The following is a 20985-nucleotide window of genomic DNA, read 5'->3' as shown; positions in this document are numbered from 1 at the left end:
TCCTGTTTGCTGTGTCGGTCTGGAATGGATCAGCTTCTCGGGTTCAGCGGCACGCGTCCGGCGCGCAGCGTCGAGCGGATTTCGTAGCGGTCGCCGCGCATGATCGAGACCGTGAATTCGAACGGGCCGCGCTCGTCGGTGGTGATGCGTTCGACGACGAAGGCCGGGCTGCCGACAGCGAGGTCGAGCAGTTCGGCGTCCGCCGCGCCGACCGCGCCGACCCGGTAGTTCTCCCGCGCGGCCACCGGCACGATGCCGTAATGGCGCTCCAGCGCCTCGTAGAGCGAGCCCTGCAGCAGGCCGGCATCGAGGAAGCCCGGCACGCGCACGGCCGACAGCTGCGCCGTCTGGATGCCGATCGGCTCGTTGTTGCCGAGCCGCAGCCTGCGAATGCGCACCACCGGATCGCCCTCTTCGATCTCCAGCGCGCCGGCAGCCGCCGCGTTGGCGGTGGTCAGGCTGCAGTCGAGCAGACGCGAGCCCGCGACCACGCCCATATTGCCCATCTCCTGGGTAAAGCTGGTCAGCTCACGCGTGCCGGCGACCAGCGTGGTCGAGCGCACGAACGTGCCGCGGCCATGTTCGCGCCTGAGCAGCCCGGCCTCCTCGAGATTGCGCAGCGCGTGGCGCAGCGTGATACGGCTGACGCCGAACAGGGCGCACAGCCTGTCCTCCGCCGGGATCTGGTCGCCCGTTGCCCATTCGCCGCTCTTGACGATGGCGCGGATCGCCTCTTCGACCTGATACCAGAGCGGCTCCGGCCGTCTGCGGTCCGGCTGCTGAAAGCTTGCTTCGCTCATCGCACCTGCCTCCACCCTTGCCCAACGGCGCCGGCCAGCGCCGCGCCGACGAGGCCGGCGCGGGGACCAAATTTTCCGGGCTTGACGTCGATGCCGCGCAGATGCGGCGGCAGTTGGCGTCGCAGCGCTGCAAGCAGCGGCGGCCGGATCACATCCAGCGCCTCCGCCAAACCACCCGAAATCAGAACCGCTTGCGGATCGAGCAGCGCGACAGCGCCTGCAAGCGCGGTGCCGAGCTGTCGCGCCGGCAGTTCAAGCAAGGTGAGTGCGGCCAGTTCGCCAGCCTGGGCAGCGGCGATCAGCTGGCGGCCGTCGGCAAGGCCGATCTGTCCGGCAAGGGCATCAAGCGCCCGGCCCGACGCGACGCGCTCCAGCCAGCCGCTGCGCTCCTCGCCAGGATCTTTGACGTCGGCGCAGGCCCAGCCGAACGAGCAGGCGCCGCCATGCGCGCCGGCAACGATGCGGCCATTGGCCAGCACCGCCGAACCGATGCCGGTGCCGATGGCGAGCAGGATCGCATCCGACATGTTTTTCGCACTGCCTTCGACAGCCTCCGCCAGCAGCGCAATCTGCGCGTCATTGCCGAGCGCTACGCGCAGTTTGGGAAACAGCGGCTGGATATCGACGCCGTCGAGGAACGGCAAGTTGGGGATCCAGCGGCAGACCGAGCCCTCGACCAGTCCCGGCACCGCGATGCCAAGCGCTTCGGCCGACCCGGCCTCGGCGCACAGCGCGTCGATGCGCGCAACGAAGGCATCAAGGGTTGCCGGCGCCGGCTCGCTGCCCAGCGCCTCCAACGCACCGACATCGCCCGTAGACACGGCAGCGCGCAGATTGGTGCCGCCGAGGTCGATGGCGAGTACCCGCCTCATCGACCGGACCCTTTGCCGAAGGGGAGCGAGAACAGGCCGCTGCCGGCATTCCACGAATGCGACGCCGCCGCGAAGGCCTGCGCATGGCGCGTGCCGCGCAGGCAGCCGCGCAGCCGGTAGAGCGAACTGTAATAGTCGACATAGGGGAAGCTGCTCAGGCCGCGCGCCAGCTCATACTCCATGACCGCGTCGCGCCAGGCCTCGAACCCGTCGCTGACATCGACGAGATGCTCGGGCCGGAAGCCGTCATCGTCCTCCCAGTTCTCGCCGAACAGCAGCAGTTGCGGCGTGTGCGCCGGATGGTCGCTGGCAACGGTCGGCAGTCCGGCGAAGAAGATACCGGTCTTCGTCAAATGCGCGGCGGCGCGATGGTCCTTGTGCCAGCTGCCATGCCAATGCGTGATGACGATCTCGGGTTTCAGCTCGCGAATGATGTCGCCCACTTCGAGCGCCGTCTGATCGTCTGTGGGCAGGAAGCCGTCGCGCAGGCCAAAGCCACGCATGGTGACGCCGAGCCGCTCCGCCGCGCTGCCCGCTTCCTCTTCCTTCTGCACGCAATAATGCGCGGGAACCAGGTACGGATGGCCCTGCTCACCCATGGTCAGATGCAGGAAGGTCACCGTGGCGCCGCGCTTGACGGCAGCGGCCGCCAGCGGCCCAGCCATCACCTCGGCATCGAGGGCGTGTGCGCCGACCACCAGGATGGATTTCGCCGCATAAATCCTGTCTTCGATCATTTCATGCCCCCTCCGGTACCGACGCCTTCGCGAATCTGGCGCGCCAGCAGACAATACATGATCAGGATGGGCGCCATGGAGATCGCCAGCGAGGCGAACACCAGGCCCCAGTCGGTACGGAACTGGCCGACGAAGACGCTGATCGCCAGCGGCACCGTCTTGTAGCGGTCGTCGAAGATGAAGATCAGCGGGAAGAAGAAATCGTTCCACACCGCGATCGCGGTGAAGATGGCCACGATCGACACCGCCGGCTTGACCATCGGCAGGATGATCTGGAACAGGATGCGCACCTCGCCGGCGCCGTCCATGCGCGCCGCCTCGTCCAACTCGGAGGGTAAGACGCGCATGAAATTGGCGAAGATGAACACGGCGAAGGGAATGCGGATCGCCGAATAGACCAGGATCAGCCCGGTCAGCGAATCCAGCAGGCCAAGATTGCGCATCAGCGTGAACAGTTCGACCGAGGCGAGCCGGATCGGCAGCATGATGCCGGACAGGAACAGGCCGAGCATGATGGCATTCCAGCCAAGCTTGTAGCGGCTGAGCGGATAGGCGGCCATCGCCGAGACGACGATGGTGAGGATGACCGCGCCGCCCGTGACGATCAGGCTGTTGATGAAATTCTGGCCGAGATCGGCGCGCGTCCAGGCGTTGATGAAATTGTCGAGGGCAAAGCTTTGCGGCAGGCCGAGCCTGTTGTCGTAGATCTCGGCCGTGGTCTTGAAACAGGAGACGATGAGGATGTAGAGCGGCAACAGCACGGCCGCCGTCCAAACGACCAGCACCGTCCAGCCGGGCAGCCGCGCCAGCTGCCGAGAGATGGCCGGTCTTTGCGAAATCGCCAGCGCGCTCATAGCTGCACCGTGCGGCGGTCGAAGAAGCGCAGCATCATGAGCGTGCCGATGCTGAGGATCAAAAACAGCACGGTGCCGAGCGCCAAAGCCAGACCGATATCGGTGATGCCGACAGCACCTTCCGCGCCGAAGGCCAGCCGGTAGAAGTACGTCACCAGCGTGTCGGTCGAATAGCTCGGATTGCCCTGCACGCCCTGCATGACATAGACGATGTCGAACTGGTTGAAGGTGTTGATGAACGACAGCGTCGTCAGCGTGCCCAGCGCCGGCATCAGCAGCGGCAGCGCGATCGAGAACAGCATGCGCGCATTGCCGGCGCCGTCAAGTTTTGCCGCCTCGAAAATCTGGCCGGAAATCTGCCGCAGACCTGCCGTGTAGATCAGCACCGGCAGGCCCATCCAGTTCCAGGCATCGACGGCGATCAGCATGGCGAGCGCGGTGTGGCTGTTGCCGAGCACAGTCAGGCTGCCCTGGTGCAGGCCGAGCCCGTTCAGCGCCCATTCGACGACGCCGCCCGGTGCCAAAAGCAACCGCCACAGCGCGCCGACGATGACCGGGCTCAGCACCGCCGGAAAGAAGAACACCGACTGGAAGAACGCAGCACCCCTGTCGCGCAGGAACAGCAGCCAGGCGAACAAAAGCCCGATTCCGTTCTGGAACAGCATGATGCCGAAGAACCAGGCGGTGTTGTGCCACAGCGCGCCGTAGAGCCGCGCGCCGCTGGGGAAAACGAACAGCCTTGAGAAATTCGACAGGCCGGCGAACTCGACCATGCGCAGCCCCTTCCAGACGAAGAAGCTGCCCCAGAGCGACATCCCCAGGGGATAGAGGACGAACAGCGCATAGACCGCCAGCGCCGGCAGGGTGAACAGCACGGCCATGCGCTGCTGCGTGCGGCGAAGGCTGCTGGTGCGGCGAAGGGTGCTCATGCGCTTTTCTGGTCCGTGAGAGGCCGGCCGCTTTGCGACCGGCCGCGCCTACTGCTTCGGCTTGAACCAGGTGGCGACTGCGGCCTGCATGTCGGCCGCCAGCTTCTCCGGCGCGATGTTGCCTTCGACCATGTCGATGATCTCCGACTGCAGCACCGAAGACGCCGTCGGCGACTGCCAGCGGAAGCCGACCAGCGTCAGATAGGGCGTCGAATTCTTCGCCATCTCCATCATCGAGGCCAGCACTGGATCCTTCACCGTCACATCCGTGCGGGCCGGCGGCCAGCCGAGCTCGTCGGCGAACATCTGCGCGAACTCTGCCGAAGCGATGAAGCCCAGCACCTTGGTCGCGGCCTCCTTGTTTTGGCTCTCGGAGACCAGGCCATAGGAGCCGTCGGAGAAGGCCGAGGTGTACAGTTTTGCACCGGCATCGTCGGCGGGGAACGGGAAGATCGAGAATTTCAGCTTCGGGTTCTGCGCCTTGAAGCTGCCGTTCTCGAACGAACCGCCGAGGAACATCGCCGCCTTGCCGCCGATGAACTGCTGCGTGGCGGTGGTGTAGTCGATGCCGGCGAAGCCGTCGGGGAAATACGGCTTCAGCTCGGCGAAGCGCTTCAGCGCCGCCACATAGCGCTGATCCTCGAAGGTCGCCTTGCCGCTCATCATCTCGTCGTAGAAGCCGGGACCATAGACGGTCGGGCCGACGACGCCGACGGCGATCTCCAGTTCCCAGGCCGAGCCGTTGGCGCCACCGGTGGCGATCGGGGTGATGCCGGCCGCCTTCAGCTTCTCGCAGACGGCGGTGAAATCCTTGTAGGTCTTGGGGATCTCGATGCCCTGGGCGGCGAAGATATCCTGGTTGTAGAAGACGCCCATCATCGGCACCGAGTAGGGCACGCCGTAGAGCTTGCCGTCAGCGCGGCCACGCGCGCCGCCAAGCGCTGCGTCCTCCATGTTCTTCAGCTCCGGCACGCTGTCGTCCAGCGCGTCGAGATAGCCCGCCTCGACGAAGGGCTGCAATTCGCCATAGGCCTTGAGCTGGGCGATGTCGGGCCCGCGCCCGCCGCGCAGCGCCGTACTCAGCCGGTTCTGGTAGTCGGCATCGGGCGTGAACTGGATGGCGACCTTGATGCCGGGGCTCTTCGCCTCGAAGGCATCGAAGATGCGGCGCATCGCGGCCTCGTCCTCGGTGCGCCAGCTCCACAGCGTCACCGTGCTGTCGGCGGCTCGCGCCGGCAATGAGGCGAAGACGCCGGCGCAGGCGGCGGCAAGGCCGCCGATCAGCCCAAGTGCTGCGCGCCGGTGAAGTGAAAGCATGCTCATTGCCAGTCTCCCATTGTTCTCTGTCCTTGGCGTCCCGCGGCGTTCCCGTGCCGTGAGAGGTCATTGGTTCGGCAAAAGTCATTATAACGACATAGCGGTATTCGCAAGGGGTCTGCTACGCCTCAGGAATGGCGGTGTTGGCCCGCTCACGACATTGCAGTACCTGCATCCATTTGTTATCTAACGATAAATATCCACATTCCAGCGCCGCAAAGAAATCTGTGACCGTACCATGTGAGACTTTTTCGCCAGCAAGCCCTTGCGTCGCCGCGCTGACTTGTCATAACCTCATGTGAACCGATAGGGAGGATGAGGAATGTCGTTTGCTTGGACTTCGAAACTGGCACTGGCCGCGGGCCTCGCCATCCTGCCCGCCACCGGCTGGGCGCAATCGGTCAACATCTCCTACCTCACCCACTGGTCGCCGGAGACGGTCGCGCTGCTGGAAGCCGCAGCCAAGGATTTCGCCAAGACCAATCCGGATGTCAGCGTCACCGTGCGCGCCGTTCCCTTCGGCGATCTCCTGACCACGCTGCGCTCGCAAGGTGGTGGCGCGGACGGCCCGACCATCGGCGGCATCTACGATCTGTGGCTGCCGGAACTCGCCCGCGACAAGCTGGTCGCGCCCGCCCCCGATGCGGTGGCCGGCGAGGTCAAGGGCGCATGGCCGGCGGGCATCACCAGCGCCGCTTCGGCCGGCGGCACGCTCTACGGCATCCCCAACGAAATCGACGTCTACGCGCTGAACTACAACCAGGCGCTGTTCAAGCAGGCCGGCATCGCGGCGCCACCCAAGACCTGGGACGAGTTCAAGGACGCGGCCAAGAAGCTGACCAACAAGGATGCGGGACGGCAAGGGTTCGGCATGATCAATTCCTGGGCCGCCGGCGTCGTCCACCCCTTCGCCTCGCTGCTGGTCTCCAATGGCGGCGACCTGGTCAAGGACGGCAAGCCGGTGCTGGACAGCCCGCAGGCCGCCGAGACTTTCCAGCTCTATGAAGACCTGATCAAGTCGGGCGCCAGCGTGCCTTCGATGGCGACAGCCGACGCCAACACCACCGGCCCCTTCCTCGACAATTTCGTCTCCGGCAAGACCGGCATGATCATCATGGCCAATTGGTGGGAGAGCGCGCTGAAGGCCGGCATGGGCGACAAGTTCGCCGACATTGCAACGGCGCCGATTCCCGTCGGCCCGAGCGGCGACAAGCCGCATTCGATATCCTACTCCTGGATGACCGTGGTCAACGCCAATGCAGGTGCCGCCGAGCAGAAGGCGGCGTGGGACTTCCTCGCCTGGCTGAACAATCCAAAGTCCGGCAAGAACGGTGCTTCCGCGATGTCGGATATCCTGATGTCGATGGGCATCCTGCCCTCACGCCTCTCCGACATCGAGGCGCACAAAGACAAGCTCGGCTCGGAATTCCTCTCCGGCTATGTCAGCGTGCTCACCGATGCCAAGCCGTTCCCTGTCGTGCCCGGCGGCCAGGAATTCTCGGAATCGCTGCAGCAGACGCTCGAGGCGTTGCAGTATGGCCAGGTCTCGGCCAAGGATGCGCAGGCGACGGCGCAGGCCGACGCCATTTCGATCCTGGAGCGCGCCGCCAAATAATGATTCAGAGGTACCGTGCCTCGGCGGGCATCATGCTGGCGCCCGCCGTGACGCTGATCGGCATCTTCGTCCTGTTGCCGATGCTGCTCACCGTCTGGCTGTCGTTCCAGGACTGGTCGACGCAGACACCGTTTTCCAGCGCCGGCTTTATCGGCCTCGACAATTTCCGCGAGATTTTTGGGGTCTCCTCGGTCGGCCGCGACTTCAAGGGCGCGCTGGCTAACACCGCGATCTACACCGCGCTCTCCGTCATCCTCATCCTGCCGCTGTCGGTGGCCTTTGGGCTGATGGTCTACCAGCGCGATGTCGCCGGCGGCACGGCGCTGCGCACGGTGCTGTTTGCCACCTACATGGTGCCGATGATCGCCGTGGCGCTGGTCTGGTCGAAACTCTATTCGCCGAGCGAAGGCCCGCTCAATCAGATGCTCGGTCTAATCGGCGTGGGACCACAGCCCTTTCTGTCGTCACCGCGCTCGGCGCTGATCTCCATCGTCTTCCTCAATGTCTGGCAGCAGGTCGGCTATTTCACCGTGCTGGCGATCGCCGGGCTGACGCAGATCCAAGGCAGCCTCTACGAGGCGGCGAAGCTCGATGGCGCCAGCCGCTTCGAGCAGTTCCGCTTCATCACCCTGCCGCTGATGCGGCGCACGCTTCTGTTCAGCGCCGTCATCGCCATCATCAACGCCGTGCAGGTGTTCGAGCCGGTTGCCCTGATCACGCAGGGCGGGCCGGTCGGCTCGACCAATGTGCTCACCTACCACATCCGCCGCGTCGGCATCGAGCGTGCGCAGGGTGGACTGGGTTCGGCCATGGCGGTCATGCTGATGCTTTCGCTGATTGTCGTCGTCTGCGCGCTGTTTGCCTTCGCCAACCGGAAGAACGACGAATGAGCGCGGGATCGTCGAGCCGGCTGTCGCGCCGGCGCCCGTCCGGCCGCAAGGCGCTGCTGGCGACGCTGATGCTGCTGGTCGCCGTCGCCTCGGCCTTCCCGCTGGTATGGATGGTGCTGTCGAGCCTCAAGACGCCGGCCGAGAGCATGCAGGTGCCGCCGGTGTGGATCCCCCTTACGCCGAGCTTCGACGCCTATGAGAAGGTGTCGGGCGTGGTCAATGTTGGCCGCTCGATGTGGAATTCTCTGGTCATCGCCTCGATCACCACCGCCGGCATTCTGCTGACCAGCATGATGGCCGGCTACGCCTTCGCCAAATACCACTTCCCCGCCAAGTCGCTGCTGTTTTCTGTGCTGATCGCCACCATGTTCCTGCCGCCGATCGTGACGCTGATCCCGCTCTATCGCCTGGTCGGCTCGATCGGCCTCAACGCCAGCCTCGCCGGCATCATCGTGCCCAATCTCGCCAATGCTTTCGGCATCTTCCTGATGCGCCAGTTCATCTCCGGCGTGCCCGACGAGCTCATCGACGCCGCGCGCATGGACGGCGCCTCGGAGTTCTTGATCCTCTACAAGATCGTCGCGCCCAGCATCGCACCCGCAATCGCGGCTCTGGCCCTCTTCGCCTTCGTCTATCACTGGAACAGTTATCTCTGGCCGCTGACCGTGCTGCAGGGCAATGCCGACGCCTATCCGATCGTCATCAGCCTGAGCCGTCTGCTCAGCTACAACAGGGGCGCCGTCAACACCGGCCTGGTGATGGCCGGTGCGACCCTGGCCGTGCTGCCGCCGCTCATCCTGTTCGTCTTCCTGCAGCGCTTCTTCGTCGATTCCATCGTCGGTTCGGCGATCAAGGGATAGCTGCACCAGCCTTCAAGCGCTCGGCCTGGTTCCGCCACAGATCAGATAGTAGCACTCGTCATAGCGCATGTAGTCAGCCGCGCCCTTGTCCGGCCATTCGCCCGTGTCGAAACGGATTTTGAGTAGGCTTCTGCACTGCGCCACCTTCGCTGCATTGCTGTCCGGGAACAGGGTAACGAGCAGGCCTTGCGGAGCGCCGAAGGAAACCGCCGAAAGAACGAGGCAGCCGAGGCTGGCAGCAAGGAAGAGAGACAAGTTGCGCATTGTTACCGAATACGGCTAGGCCGATGCTCTGACAATGAACAACCCATATCATGATTAACACATGCATAGCAGCGTTTTGCCCAGTAAAGCGACCGAAGAGTACTTGGCGCCCCGCCGCTGCCAGGTCTGCTGCGGCGGCGGTAGCGCCTTCGGCAGGTCAATCCCTTAGGGCAGCGCCAGTCCCCCAGGTGATTGCTTCTACCGCTGAACCGCGGCAGCTCCCGTCCTCACCCAAACCTTGCCGCCGTCCAAGCCCCACCCGCTGCATTCGACTCCACCGCCGCCGCGGCAAACTTCACCCCGCGCGCACCATCCACAACATCCGGCACCTGCGCGGCCCTTGCTGCATCGACCGCCCCACCTGACCTATGCGCACGAATAATATCAGCGGCGTCGCGGTAGAAATTGGCGAAGGCCTCGATATAGCCTTCCGGATGCGCCGCTGGCATGCGCGACACGCGCTGGCTTTCAGCGGTCGAGCCGTGACCGCCACGCACCAGCGTGCGGGTTTCCTCGCCATATGGTGAGAAGCGCAGTTCTTCCGGCCGGCCGCCCGACCATTCGAGCCCGGCTTTGTCGCCATAGATGCGCACCGAGAGATCATTGTAGTGGCCGGGCGAGGTCTGGCTGGCCAGGATCGTGCCGCGCGCGCCGCCGGTCCAGCGCAGCAGCACATGTGCATTGTCGTCGAGCCGACGTCCCGGCACGGCGGTGAACAGATCCGCCGACACCGCCTCGGCCTCGCAGCCGGAGATATAGCTCGCCAGGTTGAAGGCGTGCACGCCGATATCGGCCAGCACCGCCGACTGCCCGGCGCGCGCCGGATCGGTGCGCCACTCCGCCTGCTTCTGGCCGTCGGCGTCGATCGGTTTGGTCAGCCAGTCCTGGATGTAGGCGCCGTGCACGGAAACGATCCGCCCAAGCGCACCCGCCGCCACCATCTCGCGCGCCTGGCGGACCATGGCGTAGCCGGTGTTGTTGAGGGTGACGACAAAGCGGCGCTTCTTCGCCTTCGCCAGCGCCACCAGCGCCTCAGCGTCGGCCAGCGTCGTCGACAGCGGCTTGTCGCAGATCACGTCGATGCCGGCCTCGAGAAAGGCCGTGGCAATCGGCGCGTGCAGATGGTTGGGCGTGACGATGACAACCGCCTCGATACCATCCGGCCGCGCGGCTTCGGCCTGCGCCATCTCGCGATAGTCGGCGTAGCTGCGCTCGGGCGCGATGCCGATCTCGGCGGCCGAGGCGGCGGCGTTCTCCGGGTCCGACGACAGCGCGCCGGCGACCAGTACGATCTGGTCGTCCAGGCGCATGGCGAGCCGATGCACGGCGCCGATAAAGGCATTGCGCCCGCCGCCGACCATGCCGACCCTGAGCCGCTTGCCCGCCGATCCGTCCGATGTTGCGTAGACCATTTCAAACTCCTCCACCTGTGGCTTCGTCATCCTGGGGCGTAGCAAGGAGCGCAGCGACGCAGCGCAGACCCCAGGATCCATGCCGTGACATCAGAGCGATGCTACGGTGCAGAACCTTCTCGTCCGCTGCATTCCTCGACCATCGTCACGGCATGGATCCTAGGGTCTCCGCGACGGAGCTTCGCTCCTGCTTCGCCCTAGGATGACGACGTTGGGAAACCGCACCCCTTTCGAACGCGATTTCCAATTTTCATATTGTAAAACGATCGTACCGCGCTAGCCTGAAATCATGAGTGGGGCAAGCAAGGCATCCGGGCGATCGAGCACCGACGAGGCGGCGACGCGCAAGCGCGGGCGCTCTCTGGCGGCGCTCGGCTACATCCAGCCGCAGACCTACGAGGAGCTGCGCGCCGTGCTGTCGTCGGGCACGGTGCATTTCCCCAAGCGGCTGCGCCAGGTGGCGATCTTCCTGTGGCAGCATCCGAGCGATGTCGCGCTCGGCACCATCGCGCAGGTGGCGGCACAGGCCGGCGTGCAGCCCTCGACGCTGGTACGCTTTGCGCAGATCTTCGGCTATTCCGGCTTTTCCGATTTCCAGGGCCTGTTCAAGGAGCACATCAAGGGATCGTGGCCGGAAGGGCGCGGCGAGCCGCGCACCGAGACGGAGCCCAATCTGCATTTCCTGCACGGCATGGTCGGGGCATCGCAGGCCTCGCTTGGCCGCATCGAAGCCGGCTTCGACGTCGCGAGTTTCGACAAGATGGTAACGCTGCTGGCGGCCGCCGAGCTGATCTATGTCATCGGCTCCAAGCGCGCCTTTCCGGTCACCGCCTATCTGTCGCTGACACTGTCGCAGCAAGGCGTGCGCAACGTGCTGGTCGACAATGTCGGCTCCTCCGCACTCGACCAGATCGGCTGCATCGGCGCACGGGACGCCGTGCTTGCGGTCTCCTTCAGCCCCTACAATTCGATCACGCCCGATCTCGTCGCGGTGGCGCATGAGCGCAAGGCCCGCATCGTCACCGTCACCGACAGCACTTTCAGCCCGCTGGTTCGGCTCTCGGACGCTTGGCTGGAAGTGGTGGAATCCGACTTTGCCGGCTTCCGCTCGCTGGCGGCGTCACTCGCTGTCGGCATGGCGCTGGTCCATGGGGTGGCGGCGCGGCGCGGCGAATGAGCCGCCGCTGGCACAATTGACTATCCAGAATTGCCGTTCCATATTTAAAAAAATAGAAACTTTATTCCCGGGAGGAGGAATGGAGATCCGGCTTGACGGCAAGGTGGCTCTGGTCACCGGGTCGACGCAAGGCATTGGCCGCGCCATTGCCGAGACGCTGGCGCGTTCCGGTGCCGCCGGGCTGCTGGTCACCGGGCGCGAGAGGGCGCGTGGCGAGGCCGTGGCGGCCGAGCTTTCGCAATTGGGCACGCCGACCATCTTCGTCGCCGCCGACCTTGCCGGTCCTGACGCCCCCACCCTTCTGGCGCAGGCCTGCATCGAGCGCTTCGGCCGCATCGATGCGCTGGTCAACGCCGCCGGCCTGACCGATCGCGCCTCTTTCCTCGACGCCAGCCTCGACGATTGGGCGGCGCTGTTTGCCGTCAATGCGCGCGCGCCGTTCTTCCTGATGCAGGCGGCGATTGCCGACATGAAGCAGCGCGGCCAAGGTGGCGCCATTCTCAACATTCTGTCGATCAATGCCCATTGCGGCTCGCCGGAGCTTGCCGTCTATTCCGCCACCAAGGGCGCGCTGGCGACGCTGACCAGGAACGCCGCCAACGCCCACCGCTTCGACCGCATCCGCGTCAACGGCATCAATGTCGGCTGGACCGACACGCCGGCCGAACGCATCATGCAGGCGGAGACTTTGGGCAACGGCCCTGGCTGGCTCGAGAAGGCCAACGCCGCGCAGCCTTTCGGCCGGTTGCTGACGCCGGACGACATCGCCAGCCTCGCCGTCTTCCTGCTGTCCGACGCCGCCGGCCCGATGACCGGCGCGGTTGTCGACCAGGAGCAGGCGGTGATCGGAGCGAACCGGTGAGCGCTTCCATCGAAACGCTTGGGCCGGCGCTGCTCGATCGCTTGCCGGCATCGGTCCAGACACCGTCCTACGACCGCACGATGCTGGCGCCCGGCATGGCGCATCTCGGCGTCGGCGCCTTCCATCGCTGCCATCAGGCCGAATACACCGACGATCTCATCTCGCTGCGCTTCGACCGCTGGGGCATCGTCGGCATCAACATCCGTCCGCCCCGCCTTGCCGACACGCTGGGACGGCAGGGCGGGCTCTACACAAGGCTGATCCGCGAGAACAGCCACATCGAGGCGCGCGTCATCGGCAGCATCGTCCGGGTGGTCGACAGCCAGGAGAGTGCGGCACCGGCGCTCGGCGTGCTGATCTCACCCGATATCGAGCTGGTGACGATGACGGTGACCGAAAAAGGCTATTGCCACACCCCGTCGAGCGGCGAACTCGACCTTGGCCATCCCGACATCGTCCACGACCTCGCCAACCCCGAGACGCCACGCAGCGTGCCCGGCCTGCTGGTGCGGGCGCTGGAGCAGCGCAGGGCCACACATGAGCGACCCATAACGTTTCTCTCCTGTGACAACATCCCGACCAACGGTACTATTCTGAACAATGTCGTGCGGACGTTTGCCGAACGGCGGAGCAAAGGGCTGGCCCGCTGGATAGAGGCCAATGTCGCGTTCCCCGCGGCCATGGTCGACCGCATCGCGCCGGCGGTGACGCAGGATGACCTCGACAGTGTCGAACAATGGTTCGGCTACCACGATGCCGCCGTCGCTGTCGGTGAGCCGTTCCGGCAATGGGTGATCGAGGAAAAATTCGCCGGCCGCATGCCGCGCTGGGATCTGGTCGGCGCCACCTTTGTCGACGACGTCACGCCGTTTGAGCATCTCAAGATGCGGGTGCTGAATGGCGCCCAGACGGCACTCGCCACGCTCGGCGTTCTGGCTGGTCTCGAGCACACATCGGATGCAATGGCCGACCCGCTGCTGTCGGACTTCATCAGGCGCATGCTGGTCGAAGAGACTGTGCCGACGCTGATGCCGGTGCCGGGCATCCTGCCGCTTGCCTATGTCGAGCAGAGCCTCGGCCGGCTGAAGAACACCGCGATCCGCCACCGCAACCACCAGGTCGCAACCGACGGTTCGCAGAAGATCGTCCAGCGCCTGCTCAACCCGATCCGCGACCGGCTTGCGATGGGCCAGAGCATCGGCCTGCTGTCGGTGCCGGTCGCCGGCTGGATGGCCTATCTGATCCAGGCCTCGGAACGTTTCGGCAGACGCTGGCCGGTGTCGGATCCCTATGCCGGCAAGGTCGCCGCAATCGCCGACGCGACGGGTCCCGATGCCAGCGCGCTGGTGTCCGCCATCCTTGCCATCGACGGGATATTCGACCCCGGCCTTGCCGTTGACGGGACGTTCCGCGCGGCCGTGATATCGGCGCTGGGCGACCTGCTGTCGGACGATCCGATGGCGGCTGTCCGGCACAGTCTCGAACAAGATGAGGTCGCGAGGTTGAAGCGATCCAAACAATCGGCATTATAGTCGTCGGGGTCTAGGGAGGCAGAATGAAACTAGGAGTGCTTACAGCACCTTTTGCGGAGACGCCGCTTGGCGAGGTTGCCGACTGGGCGCACTCGGCCGGCTTCGAGGCGCTGGAAATCGCCTGCTGGCCGAAGACCTCCGGCGCGACGCGGCGCTATGCCGGCACCAGCCATATCGATGCCGCTTCCACCTCGCTCGCGCAGGCCAAGGAGATCGTCGCCTCGCTGACGGAGAAGAAGCTGACGGTCTCTGGCCTCGGCTACTACCCGAACCCACTGCATCCGGACCCTGCCCATCGCGAGGCCGTCATCGGCCATCTGAAGAAGGTCATCGTGCTGGCCGCCAATATGGGCGTGCCGGTGGTCAACACCTTCTGCGGTGGCGATGCCTCGAAGACCGTCGACGTCAACTGGCAGGACGCGCTGAAAGTCTGGCCCGAGACCGTCGCCTATGCGCGCGATCACGGGGTAAAACTCGCCTTCGAGAACTGCCCGATGATCTTCAGTTATGACGAGTGGCCGGGCGGGCACAACATCGCCTATTCGCCCTACATCTGGCGGCGCATCCTCGAGGCCTGGGGCGGCGAGGTCGGCATGAATTTCGACCCCTCGCATCTGGTCTGGCAGATGATCGACCAGGGCCGCTTCATCAAGGAGTTCGGCCCCTACATGCTGCATGTCCACGCCAAGGATTTGATGATCGATCATGATGGTTTGTATGAGCGCGGGATTCTTTCCGCCGGGATAGGCTGGCAGGTGCCGCGCATGCCGGGATTGGGCGATGTCGACTGGAGCGGCTTCTTCTCCGGCCTCTACCGCGCCGGCTATGACGGCTCGGTCATCATCGAACATGAGGACAGGCGGTTTGAAGGCAACGACGATGCGGTGAAGCGGGGCTTCCTGCTCGCCCGCGACGTGCTGCGCCCCTTCGTCAAATGACGAGGTGAATGACTTGGTCTGAACCTGCCGAAGGGTCTGACCCTGAGACGAAAAACAACAATGTGGAGGAGTACTGACATGAAGAAAATACTGACCATGGTCCCGTTGCTTGCGGGCGCTGCCTTGCTGGCATCGATGGGCGTGTCGTCGGCCGAAGCCAAATATACGATCGGCATTTCCAACACCGTGCAGGGCAATGGCTGGCGCGAGGAAATGGTCTGCGCCATGAAGGCGCAGGCGCTGGCTTCGGGCGAAGTGACGAAGCTCAACATCGCCCACCGCAACACCGATGCCGCCGGCCAGCTCGAAGACATCCGCAATCTGATCAGCGCCAAGGTCGACGCCATCGTCGTCAACCCCGCTGATCCCGCCGGCATCAAGGCGGGCCTGGAAGAAGCCACCAAGGCCGGCATCGTCGTCGTTGCCGTCGACCAGGCGGTGACCGAACCGTCGGCCTACATCATCTCCAACAACCAGGAACAGTATGCCTATCTCGGCGCCAAATGGCTGTTCCAGCAGATGGGCGGCAAGGGCGAGGTGTTCTACATGCGCGGCGCCGCCGGCGCCTCGGCCGATAGCGATCGCGACAAAGGCTTCAAGAAGGCGCTGGCCGAAAACCCCGGCGTGAAGGTGGCGCAGGAAGTCTTCACCGGCTGGCAGCAGGATCAGGCCAAGCAGCAGATGCTGTCGTTCCTGGCCACCGGCACGCCGTTCAACGGCGTGTGGACGTCGGGCATCGACAACGTCATCGTCGACGCGCTGGTCGAATCGCAGGCGGCGCTGGTGCCGGTGGTCGGCGCCGACAATGCCGGCTTCGTCGGCCAGCTGAGCTCGGTGAAAGGTCTCGTCGGTGCAGCCGTCACCAACCCCGGCTCGATCGGCGGCGCGGGCGTGACGCTGGCGCTGCAGATCCTCGACGGCAAGAAGCCGGCGCAGCAGACCGTGCTGGTCGACCCGCAGCTGTGGGACAACGCCACCGACGAAGGCAAGGCCAAGCTGAAGGCAGCCGCCGACCCGTCGCTCAGCCCGGAATGGCCGGTCTCGATCTCGATCCCGGAGTGGACGACCTACACGAAGGAGCAGATCGTGGCCTGCAAGGGGCCGGGGGAGTAAGCCTGGTTTGAATGAACTGGCGAGGACGGCGAACGGCCGTCCTCGTCACACAGACTAGCGCTCTACGGCGCCCCCTCTGTCCTGCCGGACATCTCCCCCACAGGTGGGGAGATTGGCTGTCATCTCGGCTTTCGCTAATTTTCTACGTCGCAAGACGAGGGGCGGCGCCGGAACTGCCAATCTCCCCCAAGTGGGGGAGATGTCCGGCAGGACAGAGGGGGGCGCCGTAGAGCGCCGACATTAGTTTCTGGAACCGTCAATTTTGACAACAAACCATTTGACCACCAGCCCCCTCCTCGACGCCACCGGCGTCGCCAAGAACTACGGCGCGGTTGCAGCGCTTCGCAACGCGTCGCTCTCCGTGCTGCCGGGCGAGGTCCACGCGCTGATGGGCGCCAACGGCGCCGGCAAGTCGACGCTGGTGAAGATCCTGACAGGCGCCATTCCGGCGAACGCCGGCCGCATCCTGATCCGCGGCGAAGCGCGCGACATTCGCACGCCCGCCGCCGCGCGCCGCGCCGGGCTGCTGCCGGTCTACCAGGAGCCGTCGCTGATCCCCGATCTCGACGTTCTCTCCAATCTCAGGCTCACCGGCACGCCGGTCGAGCCGTTCCGCGCCTGGGTGCGCGAGCTCGGCATCACCGACCTCGATCTGCGCGACACCGCGCGCGACATTCCGCTCGCCGTGCTGCGCGTGCTCGACCTGGCGCGGGCGCTCGCCGTCGAGCCGGACGTGCTGCTGCTCGACGAGATGACGGCGGCCCTGCCCGCCAACCTCGCCGAAAAAGTGCTGGAAGTGGTGCGCCGCCAGGGCGATGCCGGTCGCGCGGTGATCTTCATCTCGCACCGCTTCGTCGAAATCTCCGCACTGTGCGACCGCGCCACCGTGCTGCGCGACGGCGAGACCGTCGGTGTCGTCGACATCGTACCCGGCGTCGAGGAAAAGATCGTCGAGCTGATGCTCGGCACCCGCATCGTGAAAACTCATGTCGCCGCCCGCAGCGCCGCCGAGAAGGCCGCGCCCGCAGCTGCCCGGCCGCGCATCTCCGTGCGCAATCTCCGCGTCGGCGCCAAGCTCAGCGATGTCTCCTTCGATCTCGCCGACGGCGAAGTCGCCGGCGTCGTCGCGCTCGAAGGCCAGGGTCAGGACGAGTTGTTCGCCGCCCTTGCCGGCTCGATCCGGCCCTCCGGCGGCACCATCGAAGTCGATGGCCAGCCGGTGAAATTCTCGCATCCGATCGACGCCATCCGCGCCGGCATTGCCTATGTGCCGGGCGACCGCTCGGAAGCGCTCGCCATGCAGCGCTCGGTGCGCGAAAACATCGCCCTGCCTTTCAGCGCTGCCTTGCGCAACTGGGGTCCGATCAACATGCGCCGCGAACGCGCGACCGTGCTCAGCGCGATCGAGCGGCTGCAGATCGACACCCGCGCGCAAGGCGAGGTGCAGCGCCTGTCCGGCGGCAACCAGCAGAAGGTGACCATCGCCCGCTGGATCGCGGCGGATGCCCGCACCATCCTGTGCTTCGACCCGACGCGCGGCATCGATGTCGGCACCAAGCAGGAGATCTACAAGCTGCTGCGCGAACTCGCCGGCAACGGCAAGTCGGTGCTGTTCTACACCTCGGAGCTGGAGGAGGTGCAGCGCGTCTGCGACCGCGTCATCGTCATCTTCGGCGGCCGCCTGGTCGACATTTTTCCGGTCGAGGACGCCGACGAGCCGGCGCTGATGCGCGCCGCCTACGGCCTGCCGCGCGGCGCCAAGGCCGATATCGGCATATTGGCTGATCCGACCGCGAACACTTCGGCTTCGCCGGAGGCGACGCCATGAGCCATTTCCTGCGCCGCCAGGGCTGGGTTGTCGGCCTGTTCGCCCTGCTCATCGTCCTGTTCATCGCCACCAGGATCATCCAGCCGGCCTATGGCAGCAATGATTTCGGCTCGCTCGCCCGCGCCGTTCTGCCCTATGCCTTCGCAGTCGCCGCGCAGACGGTGGTCGTCATCGCCGGCGGCATCGACCTGTCGGTCGCCGCCATGATGGCGCTGACCAGCGTCACCGCGGCGTCGATGATGAATGGCGCGAGCGAGGAATACGCGCTGTTCGTGGTGCCCTTCGTGCTGGCCATGGGGTTTGGCCTTGGCGCGCTCAACGGCCTGCTCATCGTCGTCACCCGCGTGCCCGACATTGTCGTCACGCTGGCCATGCTGTTCGTGCTGCAGGGCGCCGCCCTGCTGGTGCTCGATGCGCCCGGCGGTGGCATCGCCGAATGGCTGAAGGCGCTGATCTCCGGCACGGTACCGATCCCCGGCCTGCCCGACGCCGTAGATGCCTGGCTGCCCAAGGCGCTGCTGGTGCTGATCGTGTGCCTCTGCGTCATCTGGATACCGCTGCGGCGCTCGCGCCTCGGCCTCTCCATCTACGCCATCGGCTCTAGCGAACTGGCGGCGTTCCGCTCCGGCGTGCCGGTCAAGCGCACTCGCATCATCGCCTATGCGCTGTCGGGCCTGTTCGCCGCCTTTGGCGGCCTGGCGCTGACCATGAGCACCGGCATCGGCGCCCCCATCCCCGGCCCCTATCTGCTCGCCAGCGTCGCCGCCGTGGTGCTGGGCGGCGTAGCGCTCGGCGGCGGCAAGGGCGGCCTGCTCGGCCCCATCGTCGCCGTCTTCGTGTTGAGGCTGGTGCGCACCGACCTGACGCTGCTCGCCATCGACCCGAATGTCACCGCGATTATTGAAGGGCTGATCATGGTGGCGGTGGTGATGTTCGGGGCGTTTATCACCATGCGGGGGCGGCAATGATGGGTGTGCTGTCGCAGAGAGACGTCGGCGTTCCTTCGCGCCCCCCTCGGTCCTGCCGGACATCTCCCCCACGAGGGGGGAGATCAGCTGTCATCGCCGCTTTCGCCAGCCTTCAACGTTGCAAAAAGGAGCGAGGCGCTGGAGCTGCCAATCTCCCCACAAGTGGGGGAGATGGCCGGCAGGCCAGAGGGGGGCGCCGTAGAGCGCCATCCTCGCAGCACACAACACCAAGAGCCGCCCCATGAGCACCACCGCCATCACCCCGGTCCCCTTCGGCCGCCGCATAAAGCGCTTCATGGCCGATCGCCCGCTCATCCCGCTGATCGTCCTGCTCGCCATCCTGGTTATAATCCTGCAGGTCCTGCGCCCCGGCATCGTCAACGAGCGCTGGATCGCCAACACCATCAAATTCGCCATCCCGCTGGCGATCCTCTCGGGATGCCAGACCATAACCATGCTGACCGGCGGCATCGACCTGTCGGTCGGCACGGTGGCGACGATGAGCGCCTTCATCATGGCCACGCAAGTGGTCAACCAGGATCCGGCGGTGGCGTTCCTCCTGGCGATGATGCCGGCGGTGCTGATCGGCCTCGTCAATGGCATCGGCGTCGGCGTCTTCCGCGTCCACCCGCTGATCATGACGCTGGGCACCAGCCTGATCGGCACCGGCTGCCTGCAGGTCTACCAGCGCACGGTGATCGCGTCGGGCGCAAAAATCCCCGACTTCCTGGCTTGGCTCGGCACCGGCGTGACATGGGGCTTCCCCAACGCGCTGCTTTTGTTCGTGCCGCTCGCCGCCCTCATCGTCTTCACGCTCGCCCGCACCGGCTTCGGCCGCCTGCTCTACGCCGTCGGCGACAATGAGCGCGCGACCCGCCTGTCGGGCGTGCAATACTGGCAGGTCATCACCGCGCTCTACGTCACCTCCAGCGTGCTCGCCGGCATCACCGGCCTGCTCTATATCGGCTTGATCAAGGCGCCGTCGCTGTCGCTCGCCGAACCGCTGGTGCTGCCCTCGGTCGCCGCCGCCGTCATCGGCGGCACCTCCATCTTCGGCGGCCGCGGCGGCTACACCGGCACCATCATCGGCGCCCTGATCCTGACCGTGCTGACAACACTGCTGACCATCCTGCAGATGCCGGAGGGGGCACGGCGGATCTTGTTCGGGCTGATCGTGCTGTTCGTGACGGCGGCGTATTTGCGGATTGTGGAGGAGCGGTAGGGGGCTGGCGGCAGTAGTGCCGCCGGTCCGGCGCTGCAAGCCAGGCTTACCCGTCAGAAGCGCAAGGCTATCGCCTACGGCAGCGCCAGCCCCCACTCCGTCTCGGCTTCGCCGAGCCACCTCTACCCCCACGTCCGTGGGGGAGAGGAAATGCCAAGCTTTCATAGGAAGGAAATCCAAGTTTTTCTTGAGGCAGAACCTAAGCCTTTGAAGCCGCGACTTCCAAAATTAGCGTTTCCTCTCCCCCACGAAAGTGGGGGTAGAGGTGGCTCGGCGAAGCCGAGACGGAGTGGGGGACCGACCTACTGATTGCCACCATCCTGGGCGACCTTGCCCACCCAGACGCAACGCCCCTTACTTCAACGAAATCGCCATCCCGCTCAGATCCGCATTCACCTGCAGGCCCACCTGCCGGCCGGTAAGCTCGAGCTGGGCGCCCTTGTCGTTGGTCATGACGATCACCTGCGCCCCCTTGCCGAGCGCGCCGCCACCGCCGGCCGCGCCATAAACGCCGGTCGCATCCCGCACCCTGCGGATATGGCGCACGGTGCCCCGGAAATAGGTCTTGGAAACCCCGAAGGCGAAGCCGCCCGAAACGCCGCCGATCGTGATGGGATAGGAGCGGCCGTGGAAGGTCAGCGTCCCCTCGCCGCCGGAACCGCCGACGAAGAAGGCCGCCTTGTAGACGGCAAAGCGGATCGTGCCGCTATCGGCATGCGCGGCGCTGGCAGCGCTGACGGACACAGTTGTGATGGCCGCAACCGCAAGCGAACGAAAGCTGGACGAGATGGTCAT

20 protein-coding genes are annotated in these 20985 nt (G+C 65.4%); 11 read left to right on the top strand and 9 right to left on the bottom strand.

Annotated features, from left to right (window positions below):
• Window positions 1-29: 29 nt before the first annotated feature.
• From NLY43_RS23860 to NLY43_RS23835, 6 genes are read right to left on the bottom strand one after another with little or no spacing between them, the layout of a single operon-like run.
• Entirely contained in the window at window positions 30-800 is a 771-nt protein-coding gene (locus tag NLY43_RS23860; RefSeq protein WP_023683130.1) for a GntR family transcriptional regulator, read from the bottom strand.
• A complete protein-coding gene (locus NLY43_RS23855) occupies window positions 797-1672 on the bottom strand; it encodes an ROK family protein (RefSeq protein ID WP_023683129.1) in 876 nt (291 codons plus the stop codon). Before NLY43_RS23855 ends, NLY43_RS23860 begins: the two co-directional genes overlap by 4 nt.
• A complete protein-coding gene (locus NLY43_RS23850; protein ID WP_031202142.1) occupies window positions 1669-2409 on the bottom strand; it encodes a PIG-L deacetylase family protein in 741 nt (246 codons plus the stop codon). The genes NLY43_RS23855 and NLY43_RS23850 overlap by 4 nt, the downstream gene beginning before the upstream one ends.
• The gene (locus NLY43_RS23845) at window positions 2406-3263 is read right to left on the bottom strand and encodes a carbohydrate ABC transporter permease (RefSeq protein WP_023704165.1); all 858 of its coding nucleotides are present in this window, start codon (window positions 3261-3263) and stop codon (window positions 2406-2408) included. Before NLY43_RS23845 ends, NLY43_RS23850 begins: the two co-directional genes overlap by 4 nt.
• A complete protein-coding gene (locus NLY43_RS23840) occupies window positions 3260-4192 on the bottom strand; it encodes a carbohydrate ABC transporter permease (RefSeq protein WP_027049764.1) in 933 nt (310 codons plus the stop codon). The genes NLY43_RS23845 and NLY43_RS23840 overlap by 4 nt, the downstream gene beginning before the upstream one ends.
• Before the next feature lie 48 nt (window positions 4193-4240).
• Window positions 4241-5515 (bottom strand): extracellular solute-binding protein, encoded by a 1275-nt coding sequence (locus NLY43_RS23835; RefSeq protein ID WP_023704167.1) that lies wholly within the window; start codon window positions 5513-5515, stop codon window positions 4241-4243.
• Between the two features lie 316 nt (window positions 5516-5831).
• On the opposite strand from NLY43_RS23835, the gene NLY43_RS23830 reads away from it, so the two are divergent.
• From NLY43_RS23830 to NLY43_RS23820, 3 genes are read left to right on the top strand one after another with little or no spacing between them, the layout of a single operon-like run.
• Window positions 5832-7124, top strand: a complete 1293-nt coding sequence (locus NLY43_RS23830; protein ID WP_023704168.1) for an ABC transporter substrate-binding protein — start codon at window positions 5832-5834, stop codon at window positions 7122-7124.
• Window positions 7124-8014: a carbohydrate ABC transporter permease gene (locus NLY43_RS23825; RefSeq protein WP_023683123.1), complete on the top strand. Its 891-nt coding sequence runs from the start codon at window positions 7124-7126 to the stop codon at window positions 8012-8014. Before NLY43_RS23830 ends, NLY43_RS23825 begins: the two co-directional genes overlap by 1 nt.
• The gene (locus NLY43_RS23820; protein ID WP_023710857.1) at window positions 8011-8874 is read left to right on the top strand and encodes a carbohydrate ABC transporter permease; all 864 of its coding nucleotides are present in this window, start codon (window positions 8011-8013) and stop codon (window positions 8872-8874) included. Before NLY43_RS23825 ends, NLY43_RS23820 begins: the two co-directional genes overlap by 4 nt.
• Window positions 8875-8886: 12 nt before the next feature.
• On the opposite strand, the gene NLY43_RS23815 is transcribed toward NLY43_RS23820, so the two are convergent.
• Together NLY43_RS23815 and NLY43_RS23810 are read right to left on the bottom strand one after the other, a co-directional pair.
• On the bottom strand, window positions 8887-9138 hold the full coding sequence (locus NLY43_RS23815) for a hypothetical protein (RefSeq protein ID WP_023683121.1): 252 nt from the start codon (window positions 9136-9138) through the stop codon (window positions 8887-8889).
• A 227-nt stretch (window positions 9139-9365) separates the two neighbouring features.
• Window positions 9366-10550, bottom strand: a complete 1185-nt coding sequence (locus NLY43_RS23810; protein ID WP_023710856.1) for a Gfo/Idh/MocA family protein — start codon at window positions 10548-10550, stop codon at window positions 9366-9368.
• Between the two features lie 289 nt (window positions 10551-10839).
• On the opposite strand from NLY43_RS23810, the gene NLY43_RS23805 reads away from it, so the two are divergent.
• The 8 genes from NLY43_RS23805 to NLY43_RS23770 all read left to right on the top strand — a co-directional run bounded on the left by NLY43_RS23805 (window position 10840) and on the right by NLY43_RS23770 (window position 20190).
• Complete coding sequence (locus NLY43_RS23805; RefSeq protein WP_023710855.1) at window positions 10840-11727, top strand: MurR/RpiR family transcriptional regulator; 888 nt, start codon at window positions 10840-10842, stop codon at window positions 11725-11727.
• 79 nt (window positions 11728-11806) lie between these two features.
• Window positions 11807-12589, top strand: a complete 783-nt coding sequence (locus NLY43_RS23800; RefSeq protein WP_023710854.1) for an SDR family oxidoreductase — start codon at window positions 11807-11809, stop codon at window positions 12587-12589.
• Entirely contained in the window at window positions 12586-14121 is a 1536-nt protein-coding gene (locus NLY43_RS23795) for a mannitol dehydrogenase family protein (RefSeq protein ID WP_023710853.1), read from the top strand. Before NLY43_RS23800 ends, NLY43_RS23795 begins: the two co-directional genes overlap by 4 nt.
• A 23-nt stretch (window positions 14122-14144) precedes the next feature.
• Window positions 14145-15059, top strand: a complete 915-nt coding sequence (locus NLY43_RS23790) for a sugar phosphate isomerase/epimerase family protein (protein ID WP_023723447.1) — start codon at window positions 14145-14147, stop codon at window positions 15057-15059.
• Between the two features lie 78 nt (window positions 15060-15137).
• On the top strand, window positions 15138-16172 hold the full coding sequence (locus NLY43_RS23785) for an ABC transporter substrate-binding protein (RefSeq protein ID WP_023710851.1): 1035 nt from the start codon (window positions 15138-15140) through the stop codon (window positions 16170-16172).
• Between the two features lie 277 nt (window positions 16173-16449).
• Complete coding sequence (locus tag NLY43_RS23780) at window positions 16450-18000, top strand: sugar ABC transporter ATP-binding protein (protein WP_023710850.1); 1551 nt, start codon at window positions 16450-16452, stop codon at window positions 17998-18000.
• The gene (locus NLY43_RS23775) at window positions 17997-18968 is read left to right on the top strand and encodes an ABC transporter permease (RefSeq protein ID WP_023710849.1); all 972 of its coding nucleotides are present in this window, start codon (window positions 17997-17999) and stop codon (window positions 18966-18968) included. The genes NLY43_RS23780 and NLY43_RS23775 overlap by 4 nt, the downstream gene beginning before the upstream one ends.
• A 241-nt stretch (window positions 18969-19209) precedes the next feature.
• Complete coding sequence (locus NLY43_RS23770; RefSeq protein WP_023704177.1) at window positions 19210-20190, top strand: ABC transporter permease; 981 nt, start codon at window positions 19210-19212, stop codon at window positions 20188-20190.
• Between the two features lie 354 nt (window positions 20191-20544).
• Here NLY43_RS23770 and NLY43_RS23765 read toward each other — a convergent pair whose 3' ends face one another.
• Window positions 20545-20985 carry a lipid-binding SYLF domain-containing protein gene (locus tag NLY43_RS23765; protein ID WP_023686526.1) on the bottom strand — a complete coding sequence of 147 codons (441 nt, stop codon included), beginning with the start codon at window positions 20983-20985 and terminating at the stop codon, window positions 20545-20547.

Origin of the sequence: Mesorhizobium sp. C416B (genome assembly GCF_030323165.1) — a bacterium.
In the GTDB taxonomy this organism is placed as follows: domain Bacteria; phylum Pseudomonadota; class Alphaproteobacteria; order Rhizobiales; family Rhizobiaceae; genus Mesorhizobium.
Note: the sequence above shows the minus strand (reverse complement) of the source record. Positions and strands in the feature narration are given on the sequence as shown.

Coding starts and splice junctions, on each gene's coding strand:
- NLY43_RS23860 (WP_023683130.1), bottom strand. CDS start 800: ATGAGCGAAGCAAGCTTTCAGCAGCCGGACCGCAGACGGCCGGAGCCG.
- NLY43_RS23855 (WP_023683129.1), bottom strand. CDS start 1,672: ATGAGGCGGGTACTCGCCATCGACCTCGGCGGCACCAATCTGCGCGCT.
- NLY43_RS23850 (WP_031202142.1), bottom strand. CDS start 2,409: ATGATCGAAGACAGGATTTATGCGGCGAAATCCATCCTGGTGGTCGGC.
- NLY43_RS23845 (WP_023704165.1), bottom strand. CDS start 3,263: ATGAGCGCGCTGGCGATTTCGCAAAGACCGGCCATCTCTCGGCAGCTG.
- NLY43_RS23840 (WP_027049764.1), bottom strand. CDS start 4,192: ATGAGCACCCTTCGCCGCACCAGCAGCCTTCGCCGCACGCAGCAGCGC.
- NLY43_RS23835 (WP_023704167.1), bottom strand. CDS start 5,515: ATGAGCATGCTTTCACTTCACCGGCGCGCAGCACTTGGGCTGATCGGC.
- NLY43_RS23830 (WP_023704168.1), top strand. CDS start 5,832: ATGTCGTTTGCTTGGACTTCGAAACTGGCACTGGCCGCGGGCCTCGCC.
- NLY43_RS23825 (WP_023683123.1), top strand. CDS start 7,124: ATGATTCAGAGGTACCGTGCCTCGGCGGGCATCATGCTGGCGCCCGCC.
- NLY43_RS23820 (WP_023710857.1), top strand. CDS start 8,011: ATGAGCGCGGGATCGTCGAGCCGGCTGTCGCGCCGGCGCCCGTCCGGC.
- NLY43_RS23815 (WP_023683121.1), bottom strand. CDS start 9,138: ATGCGCAACTTGTCTCTCTTCCTTGCTGCCAGCCTCGGCTGCCTCGTT.
- NLY43_RS23810 (WP_023710856.1), bottom strand. CDS start 10,550: ATGGTCTACGCAACATCGGACGGATCGGCGGGCAAGCGGCTCAGGGTC.
- NLY43_RS23805 (WP_023710855.1), top strand. CDS start 10,840: ATGAGTGGGGCAAGCAAGGCATCCGGGCGATCGAGCACCGACGAGGCG.
- NLY43_RS23800 (WP_023710854.1), top strand. CDS start 11,807: ATGGAGATCCGGCTTGACGGCAAGGTGGCTCTGGTCACCGGGTCGACG.
- NLY43_RS23790 (WP_023723447.1), top strand. CDS start 14,145: ATGAAACTAGGAGTGCTTACAGCACCTTTTGCGGAGACGCCGCTTGGC.
- NLY43_RS23785 (WP_023710851.1), top strand. CDS start 15,138: ATGAAGAAAATACTGACCATGGTCCCGTTGCTTGCGGGCGCTGCCTTG.
- NLY43_RS23775 (WP_023710849.1), top strand. CDS start 17,997: ATGAGCCATTTCCTGCGCCGCCAGGGCTGGGTTGTCGGCCTGTTCGCC.
- NLY43_RS23770 (WP_023704177.1), top strand. CDS start 19,210: ATGAGCACCACCGCCATCACCCCGGTCCCCTTCGGCCGCCGCATAAAG.
- NLY43_RS23765 (WP_023686526.1), bottom strand. CDS start 20,985: ATGACCATCTCGTCCAGCTTTCGTTCGCTTGCGGTTGCGGCCATCACA.